This window comes from Mesorhizobium sp. CO1-1-11 (assembly GCF_020164995.1).
Classification (GTDB): Bacteria; Pseudomonadota; Alphaproteobacteria; order Rhizobiales; family Rhizobiaceae; genus Mesorhizobium; species Mesorhizobium australicum.
The window spans coordinates 322,026-346,475 of record NZ_JAIUHE010000001.1 but is presented as its reverse complement, the minus strand read 5'-3'; the positions used below and the strand labels follow the sequence as shown (position 1 = coordinate 346,475).

General features: G+C 63.3%; 20 protein-coding genes and 1 pseudogene. 16 read left to right on the top strand and 5 right to left on the bottom strand.

What is annotated here, in order from left to right; genetic code table 11:
• The first annotated feature begins 15 nt into the window (after positions 1-15).
• Entirely contained in the window at positions 16-1,167 is a 1,152-nt protein-coding gene (locus LB554_RS01645; protein WP_015318882.1) for an efflux RND transporter periplasmic adaptor subunit, read from the top strand.
• A gap of 43 nt (positions 1,168-1,210) precedes the next feature.
• Here the strand turns inward: LB554_RS01645 and LB554_RS01640 are convergent, their stop codons facing one another.
• Positions 1,211-1,372: a hypothetical protein gene (locus LB554_RS01640; RefSeq protein WP_224582864.1), complete on the bottom strand. Its 162-nt coding sequence runs from the start codon at positions 1,370-1,372 to the stop codon at positions 1,211-1,213.
• Positions 1,372-1,899 carry a LysR family transcriptional regulator gene (locus tag LB554_RS01635; RefSeq protein ID WP_224582862.1) on the bottom strand — a complete coding sequence of 176 codons (528 nt, stop codon included), beginning with the start codon at positions 1,897-1,899 and terminating at the stop codon, positions 1,372-1,374. The genes LB554_RS01640 and LB554_RS01635 overlap by 1 nt, the downstream gene beginning before the upstream one ends.
• A 100-nt stretch (positions 1,900-1,999) precedes the next feature.
• On the opposite strand from LB554_RS01635, the gene LB554_RS01630 reads away from it, so the two are divergent.
• The 8 genes from LB554_RS01630 (at position 2,000) to LB554_RS01595 (ending at position 11,806) form a co-directional block, all read left to right on the top strand.
• Positions 2,000-2,788 carry a 2OG-Fe(II) oxygenase gene (locus LB554_RS01630; protein ID WP_140788060.1) on the top strand — a complete coding sequence of 263 codons (789 nt, stop codon included), beginning with the start codon at positions 2,000-2,002 and terminating at the stop codon, positions 2,786-2,788.
• Positions 2,789-2,906: 118 nt separating this feature from the next.
• Entirely contained in the window at positions 2,907-3,599 is a 693-nt protein-coding gene (locus LB554_RS01625) for a GntR family transcriptional regulator (protein ID WP_140724693.1), read from the top strand.
• Between the two features lie 33 nt (positions 3,600-3,632).
• Complete coding sequence (locus LB554_RS01620) at positions 3,633-4,739, top strand: mandelate racemase/muconate lactonizing enzyme family protein (protein WP_140823362.1); 1,107 nt, start codon at positions 3,633-3,635, stop codon at positions 4,737-4,739.
• A 1-nt stretch (position 4,740) separates the two neighbouring features.
• Positions 4,741-5,925 (top strand): mandelate racemase/muconate lactonizing enzyme family protein, encoded by a 1,185-nt coding sequence (locus tag LB554_RS01615; RefSeq protein WP_140823363.1) that lies wholly within the window; start codon positions 4,741-4,743, stop codon positions 5,923-5,925.
• A 264-nt stretch (positions 5,926-6,189) separates the two neighbouring features.
• On the top strand, positions 6,190-7,854 hold the full coding sequence (locus LB554_RS01610; protein ID WP_015318889.1) for an ABC transporter substrate-binding protein: 1,665 nt from the start codon (positions 6,190-6,192) through the stop codon (positions 7,852-7,854).
• A gap of 70 nt (positions 7,855-7,924) precedes the next feature.
• Positions 7,925-8,878 (top strand): ABC transporter permease, encoded by a 954-nt coding sequence (locus LB554_RS01605; RefSeq protein WP_083883283.1) that lies wholly within the window; start codon positions 7,925-7,927, stop codon positions 8,876-8,878.
• The gene (locus LB554_RS01600; RefSeq protein ID WP_224582860.1) at positions 8,875-9,753 is read left to right on the top strand and encodes an ABC transporter permease; all 879 of its coding nucleotides are present in this window, start codon (positions 8,875-8,877) and stop codon (positions 9,751-9,753) included. Before LB554_RS01605 ends, LB554_RS01600 begins: the two co-directional genes overlap by 4 nt.
• Positions 9,746-11,806, top strand: coding sequence for an ABC transporter ATP-binding protein (locus LB554_RS01595; protein ID WP_224582859.1), 2,061 nt, complete (start codon positions 9,746-9,748; stop codon positions 11,804-11,806). The genes LB554_RS01600 and LB554_RS01595 overlap by 8 nt, the downstream gene beginning before the upstream one ends.
• A 14-nt stretch (positions 11,807-11,820) precedes the next feature.
• Here LB554_RS01595 and LB554_RS01590 read toward each other — a convergent pair whose 3' ends face one another.
• Complete coding sequence (locus tag LB554_RS01590) at positions 11,821-12,723, bottom strand: LysR family transcriptional regulator (RefSeq protein WP_224582857.1); 903 nt, start codon at positions 12,721-12,723, stop codon at positions 11,821-11,823.
• A gap of 116 nt (positions 12,724-12,839) precedes the next feature.
• On the opposite strand from LB554_RS01590, the gene LB554_RS01585 reads away from it, so the two are divergent.
• The 6 genes and pseudogenes from LB554_RS01585 (at position 12,840) to LB554_RS01560 (ending at position 20,943) form a co-directional block, all read left to right on the top strand.
• A complete protein-coding gene (locus LB554_RS01585; protein ID WP_224582855.1) occupies positions 12,840-14,495 on the top strand; it encodes an ABC transporter substrate-binding protein in 1,656 nt (551 codons plus the stop codon).
• 256 nt (positions 14,496-14,751) lie between these two features.
• Positions 14,752-15,549, top strand: a complete 798-nt coding sequence (locus tag LB554_RS01580; protein WP_224582854.1) for a DUF427 domain-containing protein — start codon at positions 14,752-14,754, stop codon at positions 15,547-15,549.
• A gap of 74 nt (positions 15,550-15,623) precedes the next feature.
• Positions 15,624-16,387, top strand: a pseudogene (locus LB554_RS01575) (SDR family oxidoreductase).
• Positions 16,388-16,851: 464 nt separating this feature from the next.
• Positions 16,852-17,826, top strand: coding sequence for an ABC transporter substrate-binding protein (locus LB554_RS01570; protein WP_140617361.1), 975 nt, complete (start codon positions 16,852-16,854; stop codon positions 17,824-17,826).
• Between the two features lie 73 nt (positions 17,827-17,899).
• Positions 17,900-18,967: a glycine betaine/L-proline ABC transporter ATP-binding protein gene (locus LB554_RS01565; RefSeq protein ID WP_224582851.1), complete on the top strand. Its 1,068-nt coding sequence runs from the start codon at positions 17,900-17,902 to the stop codon at positions 18,965-18,967.
• Positions 18,964-20,943, top strand: coding sequence for an ABC transporter permease (locus LB554_RS01560; protein ID WP_224523612.1), 1,980 nt, complete (start codon positions 18,964-18,966; stop codon positions 20,941-20,943). Before LB554_RS01565 ends, LB554_RS01560 begins: the two co-directional genes overlap by 4 nt.
• Positions 20,944-20,953: 10 nt before the next feature.
• On the opposite strand, the gene LB554_RS01555 is transcribed toward LB554_RS01560, so the two are convergent.
• Positions 20,954-22,312 carry an NAD(P)-binding domain-containing protein gene (locus tag LB554_RS01555; protein ID WP_140661467.1) on the bottom strand — a complete coding sequence of 453 codons (1,359 nt, stop codon included), beginning with the start codon at positions 22,310-22,312 and terminating at the stop codon, positions 20,954-20,956.
• A 257-nt stretch (positions 22,313-22,569) separates the two neighbouring features.
• Here LB554_RS01555 and LB554_RS01550 point away from each other — a divergent pair, with 257 nt between their 5' ends.
• Positions 22,570-23,286, top strand: a complete 717-nt coding sequence (locus LB554_RS01550) for a helix-turn-helix domain-containing protein (protein WP_140617365.1) — start codon at positions 22,570-22,572, stop codon at positions 23,284-23,286.
• 118 nt (positions 23,287-23,404) lie between these two features.
• On the opposite strand, the gene LB554_RS01545 is transcribed toward LB554_RS01550, so the two are convergent.
• A complete protein-coding gene (locus tag LB554_RS01545; RefSeq protein ID WP_224582849.1) occupies positions 23,405-24,445 on the bottom strand; it encodes a heme-dependent oxidative N-demethylase family protein in 1,041 nt (346 codons plus the stop codon).
• Positions 24,446-24,450: the final 5 nt, after the last annotated feature.

Here is a 24,450-nt window from a genome sequence, read left to right as displayed (position 1 = left end):
GATTGGAGAATCATTATGCGTAAATGGAAAATCGCGTTGGGAACGGCTGTCGCGCTGGGTGCGATCTCGGTGGCCAGTGTCCACCTGCTGGACATGGGCAATCTCAGCCTGAATGCCGGCACGGCCGGGGCCGCGCCGGCTCCAGCAGCGTTCGTCATGCCGGTGCCGGTGGCGAACGTGGTCAAGAAGACGATCCCGATCTATCTCGACTATGCCGCGCGGACCGAGCCGATCCGCAGCATCACGCTGCAGGCACGCGTCCCCGGCTATTTGCAGGAACAGACGGCGCAAGACGGCGCCGACGTGCGGCAAGGCGACCTGCTCTACAGGATCTCGCCCGATGACTTCCAGGCCTCGCTCGACCAGGCGAAGGCACAGGTTCAGCGCGACACGGCGACCCTCGATTATGCACGTTCCAATCTCGGCCGCGGTACCGAACTCGCCAAGAGCGGCTACCTGGACAAGGACAGCTTCGACCAGCGCACCAGCACCTTGCGCGAGGCGCAGGCGTCGCTGGCGCTGAACCAGGCGGCTGTGCGCACGGCCGAGCTCAATTTGAGCTACGCTGAAATCCACGCGCCGTTCGCTGGACGTCTGGGCCGCAACCAGGCTTCCGTGGGAACGCTGGTCAGCGTTGCCGGCACCGTGCTCAACACGCTGGTGCAGCTCGATCCGATCTACGTCACCTTCAATCCGAGCGAGACGGATCTGGCGCAGATCGAGGAAGCGCGTGCCGCCGGCCCGATCGAGGTCGAGGTCCTGCTTCCCGGTGAGACCGAGGCCCACCAGAAGGGCGAGCTCACCTTTATCGACAACACGATCGATCACTCGACCGGCACGATCACCGCACGCGCCACAATCGGCAACGCCAAGTTCACGCTCTTGCCTGGCCAGTATGTTCGCGTGCGGCTGCACGTCAAACAACAGCCCGATGCGCTGATGGTGCCGCAGGTCGCACTGGGATCAAGCCAACTCGGCAAGTATCTCTATGTCGTCGGCAAGGGCAATACGGTCGACCAGCGGCTCGTTTCGCTGGGGCCGACCAGCGGCGACATGGTCGCCATCCTCAGCGGCGTCGCTGAAGGCGACCAGGTGATCACAGGCAATCTGCAGAAGATCGGCCCCGGAATGCCGATTTCGCCCCTGCCACAGAAACCGGCTACCTGACTCCCCCGCAGGCCCGGTTTCCGCGCGGCGCCCCGACCTTTTCTCAGGTCGCGGGCGCCGTTTTCACGAGCAGACCGACCAAAGCGGCGACGTCGGCGCGGTCGGCCTTGGCTGGCGGCATGAAGGCGCAATAGGGGTGACCAAGGCGCACCGAGACCGATGACAGCGCGATCAGGCGCCCTGCGTCCAGATCGGCCTGCGCCATCACCCGCTGGCCGAGGGCAATGCCCAGACCGGCAGCACCTCGTCATGGACCAGGCGGACCATCCGCAGGCCGGGATAGTGATAGTCGCCATAGCTGATGCGCACGTCGACATTCTGGCGCACCAGATCGATCGGATCATCCTCGGCTCGCACATCGATCGCCATATGCGGGAAGGCATCCAGGAGTACGGCCAGCCTCGGCGCCAGCCACAGCTCGGCAAGCGAGAACGGCACGCTGACGACTAGTCGCGTCCTCAGGCCCCCTTCCAGCATGCGCTGGCCGATCGCGGCAATGTCGCCGAGCGCGCGCGCCGTCTGCGGATACATGGCGTGCCCGGCATCGGTCAGCGCGATGCGGTTGCCCGTGCGCACGAAAAGCTGCTTGCCGAACCAGGCTTCGAGATTGCGGATCTGCTGGCTGACCGCCGCCGAGGACACGCCGAGCTCGGCTGCGGCCAAGGTGAAGCTGCCTGACCGGGCCGCGACCTCGAAGGCCTTGATCGCATTCAGCGGCGGCAGCCGGTCCAAATCAGGCTCCTGAAGTTTTTCTTGGCCAATCCTAATAATTTCCGGTGTTGAGAGAAAGAATATTTTGCCGTCTTCTGTGCCTAACGTTGGAGCACATGACATGAAAGACATTCTCGATCTCGACCGCTATCCGCTCGACCGTGAAGGCAGCGTCGAATGGAACCGCCTCGTCGGACAGTCGATCGCGGCGCTGGAAGCCGACGGCATGTTCAATCTCGAAGGTTTGTTGAAGCCCGGCGTCGCCGAACAGGCGGTGCGGGAGATCAAGCCGGTCATGGACACGCAATCCCATGTCCACAAGCGCATGCACAACATCTACTTCAAGCCGAGCATTCCCGAACTGGCGCCCGATCATCCCGCATTGCGCAAGGTCGAGACCGTCAGCCACACGGTCTGCGCCGACCAAATTCCCGGCAGCACGGTGATAGCGATCTATGAGTATGAGCCGCTGGTGCGTTTCCTCGCGGCGACGATGGGCAAGGCAAAGCTGCACGTCATGGAGGATCCGCTGGCCCGCACCAATGTCATGGCCTATCGCGCCGGCGAAGCGCTGAACTGGCACTTCGACCGCTCGGAATTCACCACCACCTTGCTGCTGCAGCAGGCGCAACGCGGCGGCGACCTCGAATACCGCACCGATCTCAGGTCGGATGACAACCCGAACTACGAGGGCGTCGCCCGGCTGCTCGAAGGACGTGACCCCGACGCCAGGATCCTGCGCATGAAACCAGGCACGCTGAACGTGTTTCGCGGCAAGAACACCGCGCATCGTGTCACCACGGTCAAAGGTGAACGCGAACGGATGATCGCGGTGTTCTCCTACTATGAGAAGCCAGGCGTGATGTTCAGCGAGGAGGAGCGCGTCGGCTTCTATGGCCGTGCGGCTTGACCCAGCCCTTCGCACCCCGGCCCGGGCCGCGAAGCGAAGATAAGAATTCGAGCAGAGCCTCTTGTTAGATTGTCGACAATCTGATTGTCTCTGCTCTGTTCTCGCGGGAGTGGGCCGGATGGTGAAGACGGAATTCAGTCCGATTGCCGACACGACACGCCGTGCCGAAATCGTGGCGCTGCTCAGACGCGCGATCCTGACCGGTCAGCTCGAGCCAGGCCAGAAGCTCAACGAGCTCAGGATTTCCGAACAGATGCGGGTCAGCCGCGCCCCGCTGCGCGAGGCGATGCGCGAGCTGGTCCAGGAAGGCATACTGACCAGCATTCCCTATGCAGGCACCTTCGTCATCAATGTCACCGCCAAGGACATCGACGACGTCTATTCGCTCAACAAGGTGCTGGACGAATTCGCCATCGAGCGGATGTGGGAACTGCGCGACCAGCGCTTTTTCGATGAGCTCGACCGGCGCCACGAGGCGGTGAAGCAGGCGACGCGCGACCGCGACACCACGCGCCAGATTGAGACCGCGCTGCAACTGCATGGCCTGATCCATGAATGGGCCGACAATTCAGTGCTCTTGGAAACCTGGCAAAGGCTGACCAGCCGGTTGCAGATGTATTTCGCCCTGCACCAGCAGGCACGCAACGAAGCCGTGCCCGCCGAAGACGTTCACGAGACTTATGTGCGGCTGCTCAAGAGCGACGACATGCGTGCCGCCCAGCGCCACGCACGCGAGCATATCGACCACGATTTCGAAGAGCTTCTTGCCTACGCGCGCGACCTCGAAAAGCGCCCGTCGAAAGGCGCCTGACCCTCCCCTCACCGCGGATAATGGATACTCCACGTGCAGATCGAAACCATCAAAGCCTATCACGTCGTGCAGCCTTTCGTTGACGGCCCCTATCGCATGTCCAAGGGGCGTGTGGCCGACTGCTTCGACGCTGTGATCGTCTCCATCACCTCCGACAGCGGCGTCACCGGCTGGGGTGAGACGGCGCCGCTCGGCAATTTCTACTCGGCCGCCTTCCCGGCCGGCACCCGGGCCGGCGTGCCGGAGATCGCACCGCACCTTATCGGCCAGGACCCGTGCGGGCTGACCAGCATCGGCCGACTGATGGACACGGTGTTCAAGGGCCATCCCTACATCAAATCGGCGCTCGACATGGCCTGCTGGGATTTGGCGGCGCGGGCCGCCGGCGTACCGCTGGTGACGCTGCTCGGCGGCAGGGAAAGCGACACGGCCGAACTCTACAAGGTCGTCACCCATGGCACGGTCGATCAAATGGCCGCACTTGCCAAGCGCATCGTCGAGGATGGTTTCCGCCGGCTCCAGGTCAAGGTCGGCGGCAATGTCCATGACGACGTCGAGCGCGTCATGGCGGTCGCCGCCTCGGTGCCGAAAGGCACTGTCATTTTCTGCGACGCCAATGCCGGGTGGACACCATACCAGGCGCGTCAGTTCACTGACGCGACGCGGGCGATCGACTATACGTTCGAGCAGCCTTGCACGACGATCGACGAGAACATGTCGGTGCGCCGCATGCTCGACAAGCCGATGGTGCTCGACGAATCCGTCACCTCGCTGGAGGCGATGCTGGAAATCCATCGCCTCGGCGCGGCGGACGGGCTGACGCTGAAGATCTCGCGGCTCGGCGGCGTCACCAAGACCCGGCTGATCCGTGACGTCGCCGTCGATCTCGGCTTCATGATCACGGTCGAGGATACCGGCGGCGCCGAGATCGACACATCCGCCATGGCGCATCTGTCGCTGTCGACGCCGGAGGAGCGCCGGCTGCACGCGATCGCCTTCCATGAATGGGTGACGGTGCGCACCGCGTCGAACGCGCCGCCGGTCACCGGCAGCCGCATGGGTATTCCCGCCGGCCCAGGCCTTGGCATCGACGTCGTTCCAGACCTGCTCGGCAAGCCCTTCTTCGAAGTTGGGCGCTGAGATGAAGATCCGCGGCATCAAGGCCACGCCGATCAATCTTCGCCTCGAAGCGCCCTATGCCTGGGTGTTCGGCGAACTCGACGGTTTTTCGCCTGTTATCGTCGAAGTCGAGACCGAGGACGGCCTTGTCGGGCTGGGCGAAGCACCGACGCCGGCAGCGGCCGCCATCATCAATGATGTTCTTGCCCAGCGGCTGGTCGGCCGCGACGCCTTCGACATTGCCGGCGCCGAACATGTCTGCCTGCCGTTTTGGACCGGCGTGCAGTCGATCAACGACCGCACCCGCATCACGGCCTTCGGCGCCATCGAGATGGCGCTTTGGGACCTGCGCGGCAAGGCCTGGAACCAGCCGCTCTATCAGTTGCTCGGCGGGGCCGTGCGCAAGGACATCCCGTTCACCGACTATTTCTCGCTGCGCGGCGATGGGGATGGTGTCAAGGGCGAGACGACGCCGGAAGAAGTCGCCGACTATTGCGTGGAACTGCACGAGACACACGGCACGACCTTCTTCGAAGGAAAATTCTCGACCGACGACCCAAGGATCTCGCTGAGAATGGTCGAGCTGATCCGCGAAAAACTCGGCGACGATGCGATGATCCGCATCGATTCGAACCAGGCTTACTCGCTCAGCACGGCGCGGCGGCTTGCGCGGCCGCTGGAAGAGCTCGGCGTGCGCAACTGGGAGGATCCGGTGGCGACATCAGAGGAGATGCGCGAACTGCGCCGCCATTGCTCGATCCCGTTCTCGACCCACAATATCGACATCGCGCGCGCCATGGACCTCAAGGTGCCGGATGCATTCGTCGGCAACCCGACCGCGCATGGCGGCATCGGCCGGATGCTACGCTTTGTCGGCGCCTGCGAGCACGCGGGCATCGATTTCTGGTGCTACAGCGGCGACAGCGGCATCGGCAGCGCGGCCTACCTGCATCTGTGCGCGGCCCTGGGCTGGATCCGGGAGCCGAACCAGTCGCTGTTTCGTATGCAACCTATGGACATCACCGAGGAGGGGCCGTTTTGCCCCAGGAACAATACGGTGCGTGTCCCGGAAGATCCCGGTCTTGGCGTCACCTTGTCGCGGGAAAATCTCGCGGCGTGCCATCGCGACTTTGCCGAGAACGGCCCTTGCAACAAATATCACGACCCGGCCAAGCCAGGGACATATCGCCGTTTGCCGCTGAACTAGGAGAACGACACGGGAAAGAACACGTATTTCAAGAACAAGAGTCCGCCGCCGCGATCGATGGCGACGGCAGGAGCGGACGGGTGGAAGCATTGCTCAAGAAAATCTGACCCCCGCGCCGCAAGGATCGGATGGACCAGGAAAAACCGCATGCTACAGTCCCGTGCGACTGACATCGTTGATGGCCGGGACAGGAGAACTCCACGGACTTCGTCAACTGAAAAACGCATTCATCAAACCATAAGAAACAGGGGAAGGGTTAAACCCATGATCAAGAACTACCGCATTCTCGACCTGATCCGGCGCAATCGCTCGCCGCTTGAAAATCACCTGATCGACGGCCTCGTCGACGGCCGTGTCAGCCGCCGCGACTTCATCCGCCATGGCAGCCTGCTTGGCCTGTCGCTGCCGCTGCTTGGAGGCATCACCACGGCTGCCGGCCTTGGTGGCATGCCGTCGCTGGCGCGCGCCCAGGGCGCACCCGGCGCCACCATCCGTGTCGCCAGCAGCGTGCCGGCGGCAGCCATCGATCCCGTCACGATCGCCGACGCCGGCGGCCTGCTGATCATGCAGCAGGTTGCGGAATTCCTCTGTGTCGACGGCCCCGACCTGGTGCTGCAGCCCGCATTGGCCGAGAGCTGGAAGCCGAACGACAACGGCTCGGTTTGGACCTTCAAATTGCGCAAGGGCGTGAAATTCCACAGCGGCGGCGAAATGAAGGCCGAGGACGTGGTGGCGAGCATCGACCGCCTGGCCGATCCGGCAAACTCGTCCAACGCGCTGTCGGTGTTCACCGGTATCCTGTCGAAGGGGGCCAGCAAGAAGGTCGACGACTACACGGTGGAATTCCACCTCGACGCGCCGAACGGCAATTTTCCCTACATGGTCTCGTCGGACAATTACAACGCCGTCATCATCCCGGCGGACTACAAGGGCGACTACGAGAAGAGCTTCGACGGCACCGGCCCGTTCAAGGTGGAGAAATACACGCCGAAGGTCGGCGCTTCCTTCGTCCGCAACGAGAACTACTGGGGAGCGAAGGCGCTGCCTGACCGTACCGAGTTCACCTTCTTTACCGACGTGCAGCCGATGATCCTGGCGCTGCAGGGTGGGCAGGTCGACATCATCAACCAGATGCCGGTGCTGGCCGGCGTGGCCCTGCTCAACGATCCGGGCTTCGAAATCATCAGCCTGAAGTCGTCGGCTCACCAGCAACTGCATCTGCGCTGCGACGACGGCCCATTGAAGGATGCACGCGTGCGCCGCGCCATCGCGCTCTGCCTCGATCGCGACAAGCTCGCCGCCGGCCTGATGAAGGGACGCTCGGCGCTTGGCAATGACAGCCCATTCGCCGCGGTCTACCCCTCGACCGATACGAGCATACCGCAGCGCAAGCAGGACATCGCGCAGGCCAAGCAGCTCATGGAAGCGGCCGGTGCCGGCAAGGGCTTCAAGATCACGCTGACCACCGAGCGCTATCTCGAAATCCCCGAATATGCCCAGCTCATCCAGAACTGGGTCAAGGAGATCGGCATCGAGCTCGAACTCAACATCCTCGACCAGAGCGCCTATTATGGCGACGCGGTGTTCGGCAAATCGAACTGGCTGGATTCGGTGATGGGCATCACCGACTATGGCCATCGCGGCGTGCCGAATGTCTATCTTGCCGCTCCCCTGAAGAGCGACGGCACCTGGAATGCCGCGCACTTCAAGAACAAGGACTACGACGCGCTGGCGACCAGCTATATCGCGGCGCTCGACCTCGAGGCGCAGAAGGCCGACGCCGGCAAGATCCAGAAGCTTCTGCTCGAGGAAACGCCTGTCATCTTCGGCTATTTCTATGACTACCTGACGGCGACGGCAAAGGGCGTGGCCGGCGTGCAACCGACAGCCATGTCGCAGCTGTTCCTCGAAAAGGCATCGAAGGCGTAAGCGAAAAGGGAAAGCCAGTCCTCAAACAGCCAGCTCCCCCGGGGGGCTGGCTTTGCAAGGAGTCTTAGCCATTCTCTCCTTCTTTGCGCGGCGTGTGTCCCTGTCCCTGGTGACGCTGTTCCTGCTCAGCATCATGGTGTTCCTGGGCGGCCAGGTCCTGCCTGGCAATGTCGGGCGCGCGATCCTCGGTCCGTTCGCCGACCAACGCGCGGTCGACGCGCTCAATCACACGCTCGGCGTCGATCGCCCGCTGCTCACCCAGTACTGGAGCTGGATCTCGAACTTCGTCCAGGGCGACATGGGCACCTCCTACATATTCCGCTCGCCGGTGGCGCCCTTCGTCATCGGTGCGCTTGGCAATTCGATGAAGCTGGCGGCGGTCGCCTTCGTGCTGGTGGTGCCGATCGGCATCCTCGGCGGCGTCATTGCCGCACTCAACCTCAATCGCCCGCTCGACCGCATGATCAGCCTCGGCGGCCTGTCGGTGACGGTGCTGCCGGAATTCGTCACCGGCATCATCCTGATACTGATCTTCGGCGTGTGGCTGCGCTGGCTGCCGATCTCGGCCGCGTGGCCCAGGGATGCCGGCTTCTTCACCCAGCTCTATTACCTGATCCTCCCGTCGCTGCCGCTGTTCCTGGTGCTGTTCGGCTATATCGCGCGCATGGCGCGTTCCGGCATGATCGAGGCGCTCGATTCCGACTATACGCGAACCGCCGTGCTCAAGGGCCTGCCCTGGCGCACTGTGATCTGGCGCCATGTGCTGCGCAATGCGCTGCTGCCGACCATCACCGTCATCGCGACCCAGACCGGCTATCTCATCGGCGGCCTTGTCGTGATCGAGACGCTGTTCCGCTACCAGGGCATCGGCTCGCTGATCTTCACCGCCGCGCGCGGCAAGGATTTTCCGATGCTGGAATCCGGCATCCTCACCATCGGCATCGTCTATGCGGTGGCCACATTGATCGCCGACTTCCTCTACTCCGTGCTCAATCCGCGCATCCGCCTGGGGTCAGACCAATGAGCGCCGTCCAGACCCCCTCCCCCGCGCAGGACGACATGCGGGGCCGCGGCCCGCTGGCCGAAGTCTTTTTTTCACTGCTGCGCTCGCGAACGTTCCTCGTCGGCATCGCCATCGTGCTGTTCTGGGTCGTCTGCGCGCTGTTTGGCGAACATTTTGTCCCCTACGATCCGCTCGCCGACGACATCATCAACGCGCTGGCGCCGCCTTCGCGCGAACACTGGTTCGGCACCGACCAGATCGGCCGCGACGTGTTCTCGCGCGTCATCGTCGGTTCGCGCGATATCCTCACCGTCGCGCCCCTGGCGACCTTGCTGGCGACGGTCGCCGGCACCGCGCTCGGCCTGCTCACCGGCTATTTCCGCGGCCTCGTCGACGATGTCGTCAGCCGCATCCTTGAAGCATTCATGGCGATCCCCGTGGTGATCGTGGCGCTGCTTGCCATCGTCGCGCTGGGCACATCCAAGACCACCGTCATCATCGTCATCGGCCTGAGCTTCGCGCCGATCATCGCGCGCACCGTGCGTTCGGCGGTGCTGGCCGAGCGCGAGCTCGACTATGTCGCCGCCGCACAGCTCAGGCATGAGAGCGCGCTGCATACGATGTTCGTCGAGATCCTGCCCAACGTCATCCCGCCGATCCTGGTCGAGACCACGGTGCGGTTGGGCTACGCCATCTTCGCGGTCGCTACCCTCTCCTTCATGGGCTTTGGCATCCAGCCGCCGTCACCCGACTGGGGGCTCTCCATCTCCAGCAATTACGGCATGATCGGCGGCGGCTTCTGGTGGACGGTGCTGTTCGACGCACTCGCCATCGCCTCGCTGGTGATCGGCGTCAACCTGGCCGCCGACGGCGTGCATGGGGCCTTCAATGACTGAACCCACCAATACAACGACAGGGAAGGCAAAGGACGCGCTCGATATCAAGAACCTGTCGGTCGCCTACCGGGTCGCCGGCCGCAATCGCGCGGTGCTGCGCGATCTCAGCCTCACCATCGGCCAAGGCGAGGCCTATGGGCTGGTCGGCGAATCCGGCTGCGGTAAGTCGACGGTAGCCCTCACGGTGGTGCGCTACCTCCCGCGCAACGGCTCGATATCGGGTGGCGCCATCTCACTCGACGGCCAGGACGTGATGAAGCTCGACGCGGAGGCGCTTCGGCGCGCGCGCGCCGAAAGCGTCTCCATGGTCTATCAGGACCCGGGAAAGGCGCTAAACCCGTCGATCCGCATCGGCCGGCAATTGACCGAAATTTTCGAGCTTGGCGGCATCACGGGCCAAGCTGCCACCGATCGCGTCATCGCCATGCTGAACCGCGTGCGCATCTCCGATCCGCCAAGCGTCATGCAGCGCTATCCGCACCAGCTGTCGGGCGGCATGCAGCAGCGCGTGGCGATCGCCATGGCGCTGGCCAACGATCCCTCGATGCTGATCCTCGACGAGCCGACCACCGGCCTCGACGCGACGGTCGAGGCCGAGGTGCTCGACCTCATCGCGCAGCTCAGGCAGGAACTGTCGGCGTCGATCCTTTTCATCAGCCACAACCTCGCCGTCGTCTCCAACATGTGCGACCGGGTCGGCGTGCTCTATGCCGGCATGCTGGTCGAGGAAGGACCGACCGATGTCGTCTTCAACGATCCGCGCCACCCCTACACGGTGGCGCTGCTGCGTTGCCTGCCGCGCGGCGGCCAGCGCAAGGACCAGGGCCGGCTCGACACCATCCCGGGCTTCCTGCCCGGCATCGGCGCTGACATCAAGGGCTGCGCCTTCGCCGACCGTTGCGCGCTGGCCACCGACCGCTGCCGCACCGAATTGCCGCCGCTCTATGATCTGACCGACGAGCGCGGGAGGCGGCTGTCGCGCTGCCACTACCACGACCAGGCGCAGGCCCTGCCACGTGCCACGCCCGCCAACGTGGTGCGCGCACCGAAACCCACAACGGCGCCGGTGCTGCGCGTCGCCGGGCTGAACAAGACTTACGCCAGCCACGGCCATGCACTGCGCGCCGTCAAGGACGTTTCGCTCGATCTCAGGCCAGGTGAGACGCTCGGGCTGGTCGGCGAATCCGGCTCGGGCAAGACCACCTTCGCCAGGCTGCTGCTCGGGCTGGTGCCTCCCGACGAGGGCGGCACCATCGAGCTCGAAGGCAAGGCGCTGGCGCCGAAGCTGGAGAACCGCGGCGACGACCAGGTCAAGGCGATGCAGATCGTCTTCCAGAACCCGGACTCCGCCCTCAACCGCTCGCATTCGATCCGCCATCTGATCGGCCGTGCGCTGAGGCGGCTGGCGGGCTTGAGGGGTGCCGCCCTGGAGGCGCGCCTCAACGATCTCGTCCGCTCGGTGCGGCTCACCGACCGGCATCTGGCGGTCAAGCCGCGCCAGCTTTCGGGCGGGCTGAAGCAGCGCGTCGCCATTGCGCGTGCCTTCGCCGGCGATCCGCGTATCGTCGTCTGCGACGAGCCGACCTCGGCGCTCGACGTCTCCGTCCAGGCGGCGATCCTCAACCTGCTCGCCGACCTGCAGGCCAAGGAAGACGTCAGCTACATCTTTATTTCGCATGACCTTGGCGTGGTGCGTTATCTCTCCGACAAGATCGCCGTGCTCTATCTCGGCCGCATCATGGAGATCGGGCCATCGGAGGACGTTTTTTCCGGGCCGCATCACCCCTACACCGAGGCGCTGCTATCGGCCGTGCCCAAGCTCGATCAGGCCGAGACGGCACGCATCCGGCTCGATGGCGAAATCCCCAGCGCCAGCAACCCGCCATCGGGCTGCGTCTTCCACACGCGCTGCCCACGCAAGATCGGGCCGATCTGCGAACAGCAGGAGCCGCCGCTCGCCGAGGCCCAGCCGGGGCATTCGATCCGCTGCCACATTCCCTATGCCGAGTTGAGGCGGCTGCAGAAACCGGCGGCGGCAGCCCTGCCGGCGTAAGCGGCCCGTATCGATCACGCCTGGCCGATCATGCTGAAGGAGCGGTCCCCCTCGGCAAAGCCCCGATCACCGGTCCAGTCCCTTGCCAGCGTCCGCAATCCGGTCAACGCGACGTCGAGCACATCCGACGATACGGGATTGCTGGGATAGGCGAGATAGATCGGCCGCTGAAACACAGGCGCATCTTCGATGCGTTTCATCTCACCGTTCTCGATGTAGCCGCTGACGGCACTGAGCGGCAGATAGGCCGCGGCTTTTTGCGACAACACGTGCTGCAGGCCGATGAAGACCAGCCCGGCCGAGATTGCCGGCCGCACCATGCCGGCGAAGGCACGGTCGTGCTCGATGCGGAATTCGAGCCCCCAATCCATCAGGATGTAGTTTTGCGTCCACGGTCCTGCCTGCGCGGAATGCTGGACAAGCACGACCTGATCGACGGCCAGCGTCTCGTAGACGATGCCGGGATGCGGCCGCGGCAGATAGAGAATGCAGATGTCGAGCAGTCCTTCGGCCAATTGGTCGATCGCCAGGTCGGGAAAGCTTCCTTCGAGCCGCAGCGCCACGTTCGGCCGCTGGGCCCGCATCCACGCGATCCATGGCGAGGTGACGCGATCCCAGAGATAGGCGGGCGCGGTGAAGCGCAACAGCGACTCGTAGCCGTCGGGAACGGCGATGTCCTGCCGCGATTGCTCCCAAGTGCGGGTGATGGAGGAGGCATGCGGCAGGAACTGCCGGCCAGCCGGCGTTAGCGTGACGCCGTCGCGATCCCTTACGAAAAGCCGGCGCCCCAACTGCTCCTCCAGCCCCCTTATCCGGGCGCTGACGGTTGACTGCGCGAGATTGAGCCGGCTGGCAGCGACCGTGAAACTGCCATGCTCGGCGACCTCCAGGAAGCTGCGCAGGTTTTCGGTATCCATGCCATCACTCCAGCATCGAAAATTTCGATGGGCCTCATCAAAAAATATCGCTTTCCGGTCGCGGTCAACAATGACCTAAATGGCCACTCTCCCGAGGGCAAGCGAGGAATGCAGCCATGCCAAGGCATTTCATGACGATCGACGCCGCCCGCAAAAGCCTCACGGAAATCGAAAATTCCGCTGTCGACGAGTTGCTGGCAGGCAGGCTCGACCGGCGTGATTTTCTCCGCCACGGCAGCATGCTTGGCTTGTCGCTGCCGTTGCTTGGCGGCATTTTGGGAGCGGCCGGTTTCGACACGCGGAAGGCCAGCGCCGAGGGCAAGCCGGGCGGCACGGTGCGCGCCGGCGTGGCGACGCCAGGCGGCGCCATTGATCCCGTCACCTACTATGACAGTGGCAGCTACCAACTGGTTTTCCAGACCGCCGAATTCCTCTGCGTCACACAGCCGGACCTCACGCTGAAGCCGGTTCTGGCGGAAAGCTGGTCGCCCAATGCGGACGGCAGCGTCTGGACCTTCAAGCTGCGCAAGGGCGTGAAATTCCACAATGGTGAGGAATTCAAAGCCGATGACGTCGTCGCAACGTTCGACCGGCTGGCCGATCCCAACGGCGCCTCCAACGCGCTGTCGGTGTTCAAGGGCCTGTTGTCGAAGGGTGGAACCCGGAAGGTCGACGATCACACCGTCACCTTCCATCTCGATGCGCCGAACGGCAGCTTTCCCTATTCGGTGTCGATCGACAATTACAACGCCGTCATCCTGCCGGCGAGCTACAAGGGCGATTACGAAAAGACTTTTGAGGGTACCGGGCCGTTCCGGATGGAGACCTATACGCCAAAGGTCGGCGCGACCTTCGTGCGCAATCCCGACTATTGGGGCGAGAGGGCATTGCCCGACCGGCTCGAATTCAAGTTCTACGGCGACGTGCAGCCGCGCATCCTGGCGGTGCAGGCCGGCGAGGTCGACATTCTCGACGCGGTTCCGCTCGATGTCAGCCAGGTGGTGCTGAACAGCCCCGACATCATGGTGCTGCGCGTCGCCTCGACCGCGCATCGCCAGTTGCACATGCGCTGCGACATGGCGCCCTTCACCGACAAGCGCGTGCGCCAGGCGCTGGCGCTCAGCGTCGATCGGTCCAAGCTGGTCGACGGACTGTGCCGCGGCATGGCGGCGACCGGCAATGACAGCCCGTTCGCGCCGGCCTTTCCCGCAACCGACAAGTCGGTGCCGCAACGCACGCAGGATATCGCCAAGGCCAAGCAACTCATGGAGGCGGCGGGGCTTGCCAATGGTTTCGACATCACACTGACGACGTTGCGCTACTCCGATATCCCCGGCTACGCGCAGCTGTTCCAGAATTTCGCCAAGGAGATCGGCGCCCGCATCTCGCTCAACATCGAAGACCAGGACAAATATTACGGCAAGGCCGTATTCGGCCAATCGGACTGGCTGGACAGCCCACTCGGCATCACCGACTACGCTCATCGTAGCGTGCCGAATGTGTTCCTCAAGAGCCCGCTGGTCAGCGACGGCCCCTGGAACGCGGCGCATTTCAAGAGCCCTGCCTATGACGGCATGGTCACCAGCTATCTCAAGGCGCTCGATATCGGCGCGCAGCGCGCGGCAGCCGCCGACATCCAGAAACTGCTGCTCGACGAGACACCCATCATCTTCAGCTACTTCCCCGATCTCTTGGTTCCGGTGCGCAAGAATGTCAGCGGCTTGCCGCCGATCGCCGCCGGGCTGCTGCTCGATCGGGTGTCGCTGGGGTAGATGCTGCCAAGATCATGCTCGGCAGGCAGAAGCAATATTGGACGGCTCCGCGGTGAGGCTATCCGGCAACAGGCCCGCGACGAACGATGGGGGCCATCGCTCCAACGGTTCGACACCGGCAAACGCCCACCGTCCGGAAGCCCGCGCCGGCCGTCGGCCCAGCCTCATATCGTCCTAACCACGCGCCGACGACAGACAGAAACAGGAGACTACCATTCGCAAGCCTCATTTGCGCGGTCGCGGACCGCATTTCCCCGTGCTCGACACGATCGAGCAGTACGAGTTCGAGCCCGGCTATGTCGCCTTCACCATGCCGTCGCTGAAGCGGCTGCGGGTCCAGGTCGGCTCGATGACCGTTGCCGACACCACCAAGGCATTGGTGTTGTACGAATCCGATCATCTGCCGGTCTACTATTTCCCGATCGAGGACGTGCGCGAGGAGTTCCTGCTGCCCTCAAAGACGACGACGGAAGATCCGTACAAAGGCATCGCCACGCACTACTCGCTCAATACAGGCATCACCTTGGTCGAAGACGGTGCATGGCGCTATCTCGATCCGGTCAAGGGTTGTCCGCCGATCGCGGGCTACATGTCGTTCGTGTGGAGCAAGATGGGCCACTGGTTCGAGGAAGACGAGGAGATTTTCGTGCACGCCCGCGACCCGTTCCGCCGCGTCGACTGCCTGCCGTCGTCGCGGCGCGTCCAGGTCATCCTCGATGGCGAGCAGGTCGCCGATTCACGGCGCGGCGTGTTCCTGTTCGAAACCGGCCACCCGGTGCGCCACTATCTGCCGATCTCCGACACGCGCCTCGATATGTTCGCGCCCAGCCGTTACATCTCACGCTGCCCCTATAAGGGCATTTCCAATTATTATCACGTGACCACGCCCAAGAAACGGCACGAGAACATGGTCTGGTATTATCCGGAGCCGGTGCACGAGGCAGAACGCATCAAGGGACTGGTCTGCTTCCACCACGAACTGGTCGACAAGATCCTGGTCGATGGGGTCGAAATCTCGAAGGAAGCCACGGCCGCGTCCGACGGATATTTCTAGGCATGCCGCGGCCCGCTGAAGGCTTGATCGAGATATAGATCAGCGCATACCCTCCTTGAGCAGGGGGGCTATCGATGGATCTTTTCAAACTGGACGGCGACGTTGCGCTGGTCACCGGCGCTGGCAGCGGCATTGGCCAGGCAATCGCGATCGGACTGGCCGAGGCAGGCGCCGATGTCGCTTGTTTTGGCCATGCGTCGAAGGGTGGGCTGGACGAAACCGCTCACCGGGTCACGGCACTCGGCCGCAGGGCGCTGGTGCTGACGGGCACAGTGACGTCGGAGGGCGACCTGGCCACGGCCATCGATCGCGTCGAAGCCGAACTCGGCCCGTTGACGGTCGCCGTCAACAATGCCGGCATTGCCGGCTCCGAACCAGCGGAGACACTGGCTCTGGAAACATGGCGGAAGGTGCACGAGGTCAATGTCGCCGGCGTGTTCCTGTCCTGCCAGGCAGAAGCGCGCAAGATGCTGGCGCGGGGCAAGGGCTCGATTATCAACATCGCCTCGATGTCGGGCACCATCGTCAATCGCGGACTGACGCAGGCGCATTACAATTCCTCGAAGGCCGCCGTCATCCACATGTCGAAGAGCCTTGCCATGGAGTGGGCCGACCGCGGCCTGCGCGTCAACGTCGTCAGCCCGGGCTACACGCTGACGCCGATGAACAAACGGCCGGAGTGGCCGAAGAGGTGAAGATCTTCAAACGCGACACGCCGATGGGACGCATGGCGACGCCGGAGGAAATGGTCGGGCCGACGGTTTTCCTGGCCAGCCGCGCGTCGAGCTTCGTCACCGGCCTCGACCTGATCGTCGATGGCGGCTACGTCTGCTGGTAAACAGGGCGTGCGACCCGTGTCCCGCCGTCGTCGGCCGGCTTCGCCTGCAGTCTGGAATTCTGCTTCCTCGCGGCGTTAGTCGTTGCGCGGCATGAACGTTGGTATATATATTTTCATCCTGTGAAACCGCGCTGGCGAGATGGGGCTTGCCAGGCGATAGCCGAGAGCAATTCCGCCGGAAATGCTCGGGATCATGGGACCTTGATGGCTCGCATGTTGCAGGGCGCCGCAGGACTGACAATTGATCCGCGGACGATCGCCATCGCGGCGATCGATCGGCCATGAGACTGGCTGTCTGGGCAGCGTCCGTCCTCACCGAAATCGAGCATCATCGCGCCTGTGCCGGCTTGGCCCCGACATGGCGAGAACGGTCTTGCACAACCGCCTGCCTTTCCAACACAATCAAGAAAAGACGCAACAAGGGAACGACCAATAACCGTCACAGCTTGAAGGAGAACCAAGCAATGCCATTTCGCAGTGTGATATCGAAATCCTCAATGGGAGCTTTTGCACTTGCCGCGGCAAGTGTCCTGACGCCGACAGCGCAGGCAGCGGCGCCGGAATCCAACGACCCGATCAAGATCGCGCTGTTCGACTGGACCAGCGTCAATCTCAACGCCAAGATCCTCGGCGGCATCCTGGAAAAGCTCGGCTATACCGTCGAATACCCGACCGCCGACTATCTCTCCAGCCTGACAACCGGCCTCACCAATGGCGATATCGATGTCGGCCTGGAATTCTGGGATACGACGGCCGGCGAAGCGATGAAGGCCTCCGATGCCACGGGCCAGACCGAAAGGCTCGGCAAGCTCGGCCCGAAGGCCAAGGAAGAGTGGTGGTTCCCCGAATACATGAAGGAGAAATGTCCGACCTTGCCGGACTGGCACGCTCTGCTCGACGCCACCTGCGCGGCATCGTTCTCGACCGCCGAGACGGCGCCAAAGGGGCGCTATCTCGGCGGCCCGGTGACCTGGGAAGGCTTTGACGACGAGCGTGTCGCGGCGCTGAAGCTGCCCTTCACCGTGATCCATGCCGGCACTGATGCCGCGATGTTCGCCGAGTTGGATTCCGCCTATCAGCGCAAGGCGCCGATCATGCTGTGGATCTATTCGCCGCATTGGGCGCCTGCAAAATACAAGGGCGAATGGGTGCAATTCCCCGAATACACGCCCGAATGCTACACCGACCCGAAATGGGGCGTGAACCCGGACGCCAAATACGACTGCGGCAAGCCGCATGGCGAGATCTGGAAGTATTCCTGGAACGGCATGAAAGACAAATGGCCGGTCGCCTACAAAGTGGCCAAGGCCTACACGATCGACACCGACGAGTTGAACAAGATGAGCGGCGAGATCGATCTTGACGGCAAGACGCCGGAAGACGTCGCCGCCGCCTGGATCGCCGCTCACGAGGCAGACTGGAAAGCCTGGGCGCAGTGACCTTCGACTGGAAGGGAGGCCCGGCTGTTGACCGGCCGGACCTCAATTCCTGATGTTCCAGAAGGGCGACTGAATGACGGAAGCGATTGAACAGGCATCCGACTCGACGGATGCCCGCCCGATAAAACTTGCTTGCCGCAACCTCTGGAAATTGTTCGGCTCGAACGCCGCCAATTTCATTCGCGAGCGTGAGGGCAAGGCCAGCATGGCGGAGGTCTCGGCGGCAGGCCTTGTGGGTGCGGTGCGCGCCGTCGACCTCGATATCCGCCAGGGCGAGATCTTCATCATCATGGGCCTGTCCGGCTCCGGCAAGTCGACGCTGGTGCGCTGCATGTCGCGGCTGGTCGAGCCGACACATGGCAAGGTCGAATTCGAAGGCAAGGACCTGCTCAAGATTTCCGATGCGGCCCTGATCGAACTCAGGCGCCATCGCATGGGCATGGTGTTCCAGAATTTCGCGCTGTTGCCGCATCTCAACGTGCTCGACAACATCGCCTTTCCTCTGAGTATCCAGGGACAGGATCGGCCGACACGCGAGGCGCGCGCCCGGGAAGTCATCGAACTCGTCGGTCTGCGCGGCCGCGAGCATTTCTATCCGCGCGAACTGTCGGGCGGCCAGCAGCAGCGCGTCGGCATCGCCCGCAGCCTCGCCACCAAGCCGGAGATCTGGTTTCTCGACGAGCCGTTCTCGGCGCTCGATCCGCTGATCCGCCGCGAGATGCAGGACGAGCTGATGCGGCTGCAGACCATGCTGCACAAGACCATTGTCTTCATCACCCATGATTTCGACGAGGCCATCAGGCTGGCCGACCGCATCGCCATCATGAAGGACGGCCAAGTCATCCAGATCGGCACGCCGGAGGAACTGGTGGTCAATCCGGCGACCGGCTATGTCGCCGAGTTCACCCGCGACGTCGACCGCGCCAAGGTGATCTCGGCGCGCAGCCTGATGCGTAGCTGCGATGGCGCCGAGCACGGCGGCACGGTGGCGCCCGAGGCCAAGATATCGAGTTTTTCGGCCAGCATCGTTGCCGCCGGCAAACCCTTCGCCGTGATCAACGGCACCGGCATCCCGATCGGCGAAGTGACGCCGCAAGCGGTGATCGATCTTCTGGCCGGCATCGAGCGAGCCGGCGCATGACGGTAACCGCAAACGCCAGCCGGACAAGGCCGCCGATCCAACGGTGGCTGGTGATCTGGGTGCTCGCGCTTGCCGCCGTGCTGGTGATGTTCCTGCTGCAGGACAGGCTGCCATGGGCCGTCAACTACCCGGTCGAGGCGGTCGTCCCCGTCGCCGACTGGGTCAGCGCGCTGATGGGCTGGATCAAGTCGAACCTGTCCTGGCTGACGCGCTCGGTCACCGCGGTGCTCGGCGTGCCGCTCGACTTCGCGCTCAATCTCTTGGCCAAGAATTTCAAGTTCGGCCATGGCGCCGACGCTTTCGTGCTGCCGCGTTTGTCCTGGGTTGGCGTCTGCGCCGTCGCCTTCCTCGCCGGCCATGCGGCAGGAGGCAGGAAGCTCAGCCTGCTGGTTGGCGGATGTTTCCTCTACATCGCGCTGTTCGGCCAGTGGACCAGTGCCATGCTGACCCTGGCGCTGATCTCGATCGCGGTGCCGTTCTGCATTCTCACCGGGCTGTTCGCCGGCATCTGGGCCTGGCGCAGGCCGTGGGCCGAGCGGCTTGTGGTCTCCCCAGCACTTGACCTGATGCAGACGATCCCGACCTTCGCCTATCTCATCCCGATGCTGCTGCTGTTCGGCAACAGCCCGGTCTCGGCGATGATCGCCACCGCCATCTTCGCCACGCCGCCGATGGTGCGGGCGACGATGCTGGGCCTGTCCCGGGTGCCGTCCGAGATCGACGATTTCAGCGAGATGGCAGGCTGCACGGCGCGGCAGAAATTGTGGCGCGTGCTGCTGCCGTCGGCGCGGCCGACGCTGATGGTCGGCGTCAACCAGGTGATCATGCTGGCACTCAACATGGTGATCATCGCCTCGATGATTGGCGCCGGCGGCCTAGGCTACGACGTGCTTTTGGCGCTACGCGCGCTCAAGGTCGGCGAGGCGATGGAAGCCGGGCTTGCCATCGTCGCACTGGCCATCGCGCTCGACCGGCTGAGCCAGGCCATCGCCCACAAGCAGGCGAAGGGCAATGTCCACCGGTCCGCGAGCCCGAGGTTCTGGCGCCGCTATCCCAATCTGACGCTCGCCGTCGCCATCCTTGCCGTCACCACTCTGCTCGGCCTGTTCGTACCCGCCTTCGCGGCCGTGCCCAAGGCGATCACCTTCACCACCGCGCCACTGTGGAAAGCGGCGGTGAACTGGGTGACGATCAACTTCTTCGATCTCATCGAAGCCTTCCGCGTGGCGCTGATCCTCAATGTGCTCAATCCGCTGCGCGCCTTCTGCGAGGGCTTCCCTTGGCTGGGCGCGGTGTTCCTGCTCGGCCTTGCCGGCTACCAGCTTTCCGGCCCGCGGCTGGCCGTCCTGGTGGCAATGCTGACCGCTTTCTGCGCGGTCACCGGCCTGTGGGAAAAGACCATGGCGACGGTCTATCTCTGCGGCATCTCCGCCTTCATCGCCTGCCTGATCGGCATTCCCATCGGCCTGATGGCAGCCCGTAGCGACCGTTTCGAAAAGATCGTCACACCCGTCATCGACACCCTGCAGGTGCTGCCGTCCTTCTGTTTCATCATCCCGGTCGTGATGCTGTTCAGGGTTGGCGACGTGACGGCGATGATTGCAACGATAGCCTTCGCCGTAGTGCCGGCGATCCGCTACACCAATCACGGCATAAGGCAGGTGCCGCCGGCACTGATCGAGGCAGCGAAAGTGTCGGGCTGCACCCCGCGCCAGACCTTTTTCCGCGTGCAACTGCCGCTGGCGCTGCCGGAGATCATGCTCGGCGTCAATCAGACCATCCTGATGGCGTTGGCAATGATCATCATCTGCGCCATGGTCGGCACGCGCGATCTCGGCCAGGAAGTGTTCATCGCGCTGTCGAAAGCCGATTCCGGCCGCGGCATCGTCGCCGGCCTCGCCATCGCCTTCATCGGCATCGTCGCCGACCGGCTGTTCAATGCCTGGACGGCCAAGGCGCGGGCAAGGCTGGGGTAGCGGCGGCGGCCTACTCGGCCGCCACTCCTTTCACCTCGAGATAGCTCTCCATGGAATCGTCCAATGCCTGCAGCCAGGGCGTATGGTGCAGCGGCGCCATGGTGCCGGTCATCAGCGAGCGGTAGGAATGGTCGCGGAAGCTCATAATGTCTTCGGCCTTGTGATGCTCCCACTCCATGAAGGTCTGGTTGACCGCCTCGACGTCGAAGCCGGGATAGTCGGTCTGGTCCATGAGTTCCTTGGTATAGTCGCCCTGGAACCAGATCATCTGCTCGGCATCCTCCAGCGTCTCCTCGCGGGCGCGCCATTTGGCGCCATGCGCCGCCATCGCCTCGGCCGACGGCAGCTTGATGCGGCCCATGATGACATCGCGCGCGAACCAGGCCTGCGCGTCGAACATGTTGAAGGTGTAGAACTGGTCCTGCATGCCGATATAGGACAGCTTCGGGTTCTTCTCCCAGACAACGCCCTCGTAGAGGTCCAACGGCCACATGCGGTTGGCGGTCTTGAGCTTGAGATCGTCGGTCAGGAACGGGAAGGAATGGAGATAGCCGGTGCACAGGATGATGGCGTCGACATCCTTGGTCGTGCCGTCCTTGAAATGCGCCGTCTTGCCGACGACCTTTTGCAGCAGCGGCACTTCCTTCCAATTCTCGGGCCATTTGAAACCCATCGGTTTGGAACGATAGCTGGAGGTGATCGACTTGGCGCCATATTTGTAGCACTGCGAACCGATGTCCTCGGCCGAATAGGAGCGGCCGATGATCAGGATGTCCTTGCCCCTGAACTCCATGGCGTCGCGGAAATCGTGGCTGTGCAGGATGCGGCCGTTGAAGGTCGAGAAGCCCTCGAAATAGGGCACGTTGGGCACCGAAAAATGCCCCGAGGCGACGACGACATTGTCGAACTCTTCCGAATAGGTCACGTCGTTAGTGCGGTCATGCGCGGTGACGGTGAATTTCTTCGTCTCGTCCGAGAAGGTGACCATGCGCACCGGGCTATTGAAGCGCACCCATTTGCGCAGGCCCGACTTCTCGACGCGGCCCTTGATGTAGTCCCACAACACCGCACGTGGCGGGTAGGAGCCGATCGGCCGGCCGAAATGCTCCTCGAATGTGTAGTCGGCGAATTCCAGGCATTCCTTCGGCCCGTTCGACCAGAGATAGCGGTACATCGAGCCGTGCACGGGATCGCCATGTTCGTCGAGGCCGGTACGCCAGGTGTAGTTCCACAGGCCACCCCAGTCGGACTGCTTTTCGAAGCAGACGATCTCGGGAATCTCGGCGCCCTTGTCGGCCGCCGACTTGAAAGCCCTGAGTTGGGCCAGACCGGACGGTCCGGCTCCGATGACGGCAACGCGAGTGTTCATTCCGGGCCTCCTTTTTTGATTTCCCCAGCGAAACAAATTTCACTGGTAGTGACAGTAATTGGCCTCTTGGTGCTGTCAACAGACATCTGCTGGAACGGCGTTTGCGCGCAGTGGATTCCTGGCGGAAAACCCGTGGGCGCCGCGATGGTCGCACTGCCGCGCGCAACATAAGATGGCTTGCCGTTGCGGTTGCGGTCCTGTATCGGCACCTGACATGTTCACCTTGAGTGAAATAAATCCTGACGATTGGGGGCGACATGGCAAAGGCGAATTCGAATTCCAAGGCTCCCGCGAGCGCAAAGGCAAAGCCGTCGCCGAAAGTGTCGGCGGACGGCAGGACCATACGCGCGCCGCTGACACAAAACCCGCACGCTATTCGCGATACCCGCGAAAAAGTGCTGGAGGTCGCGATCGGCCGCGAGGTGCGGGCCTTCCGCAAGAAGCTCGGCATCACCGTGGCGGATCTCGCGGTCGCCACCGATATTTCACTGGGCATGTTGTCGAAGATCGAGAACGGCATCACCTCGCCGTCGCTGACCACCTTGCAGGCACTGTCGCGGGCGCTCGGCGTTCCCGTCACCGCCTTCTTCCGCCGCTTCGAGGAAGAACGCAGCGCCGTCTTCGTCAAGGCCGGCCAAGGCCTCGACGTCGAGCGCCGCGGCACGCGCGCCGGCCACCAGTACAATCTGCTTGGCCATATCGGTTCGAACACCAGCGGCGTCGTCGTCGAGCCCTATCTGATCACGCTGACCGAGGATTCCGACGTATTCCCGACCTTCCAGCACGAGGGCATGGAGTTCCTCTATATGCTCGAGGGCGAGGTCGTTTACCGGCACGGCAGCAACCTCTACCCGATGAAGCCCGGCGACAGCCTGTTCTTCGACGCCGACGCGCCGCACGGACCGGAGCAACTGACGAAACTGCCGATGCGGTATTTGTCGATTATCTGCTACCCGCAGGGCAGTGCTGGGTAGGCGGGCCGCCGCAGCCCCTCACCCGGATTGCCCCTAGGGCAGAGGAGCCCGACGCCAGCGTTGGCGATCTCTTCTCCCCTCGGGAGGTGGCCGCGAAGCGGCCGGATGAGGGGGGCTTTCAATCCGGCCCGAACCCCGGGCTCGTCGGGCTGCCATCGTCCAGCTTCGACAACCACTCGACCAGTGTCGGGCGAAAGCGCGTCAGGCCTTTGTAGCTGGCGAGTTCCTCGGGTAGGTCGCGGATGACGCGGTGCAGGCGCCGTGCCCATTTCGGCTGCGTCACCAGCTCGTCCATCTTGATCAGGTAGCAGCGGATCGGAAAGACGATGCCATTGGAGCGCGGCAGCCGCCAGAAGCTCTGCAGTTCGACCCGCAGATGCCCCTTGTCGCCGACATTCTCCGACGTCACTGTCGCGCGGTCCGGACCCCATTTGTGATAATTCTCCGGGCTGGTGTCCAGCCGCGGATTGATGGTCATCGTCCAGTTCAGGCGCCGTGCCGGCTTGCCCTGCTGGATGTTGGTGAGGAACTTCAGCGCGCGCGTGAAAATACCCTTCTCATGCGCCAGCGGCACAGGCGCGTGCCATTCGAAGAAATTCATGCCGATGTCGAAATCGAGCGACCAGTCGGCCTGGGTGGTGACCATGCCGGCGTCCATCCATAGATTGCCGTCGCGCTGGTCGAGGATGCAGAAATCGCCCTGGCTCTGGCGGGTGATGTATTCCATCGGCCCATAAGGCAAAGTCGAGGTGTCCCCGAAGGTGAAAGTATCATCGATGCCGAGCGGCCGGTTGATCCAGCGCCAGCGGTCGCCGTCGCGCGTCAGCGTGAAATGCTCGGGATAGCCCAGCGCCTGCTGCTCCATCAAAAGCTCCAGCAGGTCCCAGCCGGCGAGCGTCATGTGCGGCAGCGACTGGCAGCGCAGGGGATCCTCGGCCAGCACCAAGGCGCGGTCCTGCATCTCGGCGACATAGTGTTCGTCGACGTCGATCAGGTTTTCGAGCACCGAGCCTTTGGGGCCGACGACATGCGGCTCGATGTTGACCGCGTACATGTAGCTGTCTTCATGGAAGGGGAACGGAAACCGCCTGATGTGCTCGGGGCTGTTCTTGAAAGTGAAGTCGTCGCGGAACGTTTCCTTGCGAAAGGTGATGCCCATTCTCG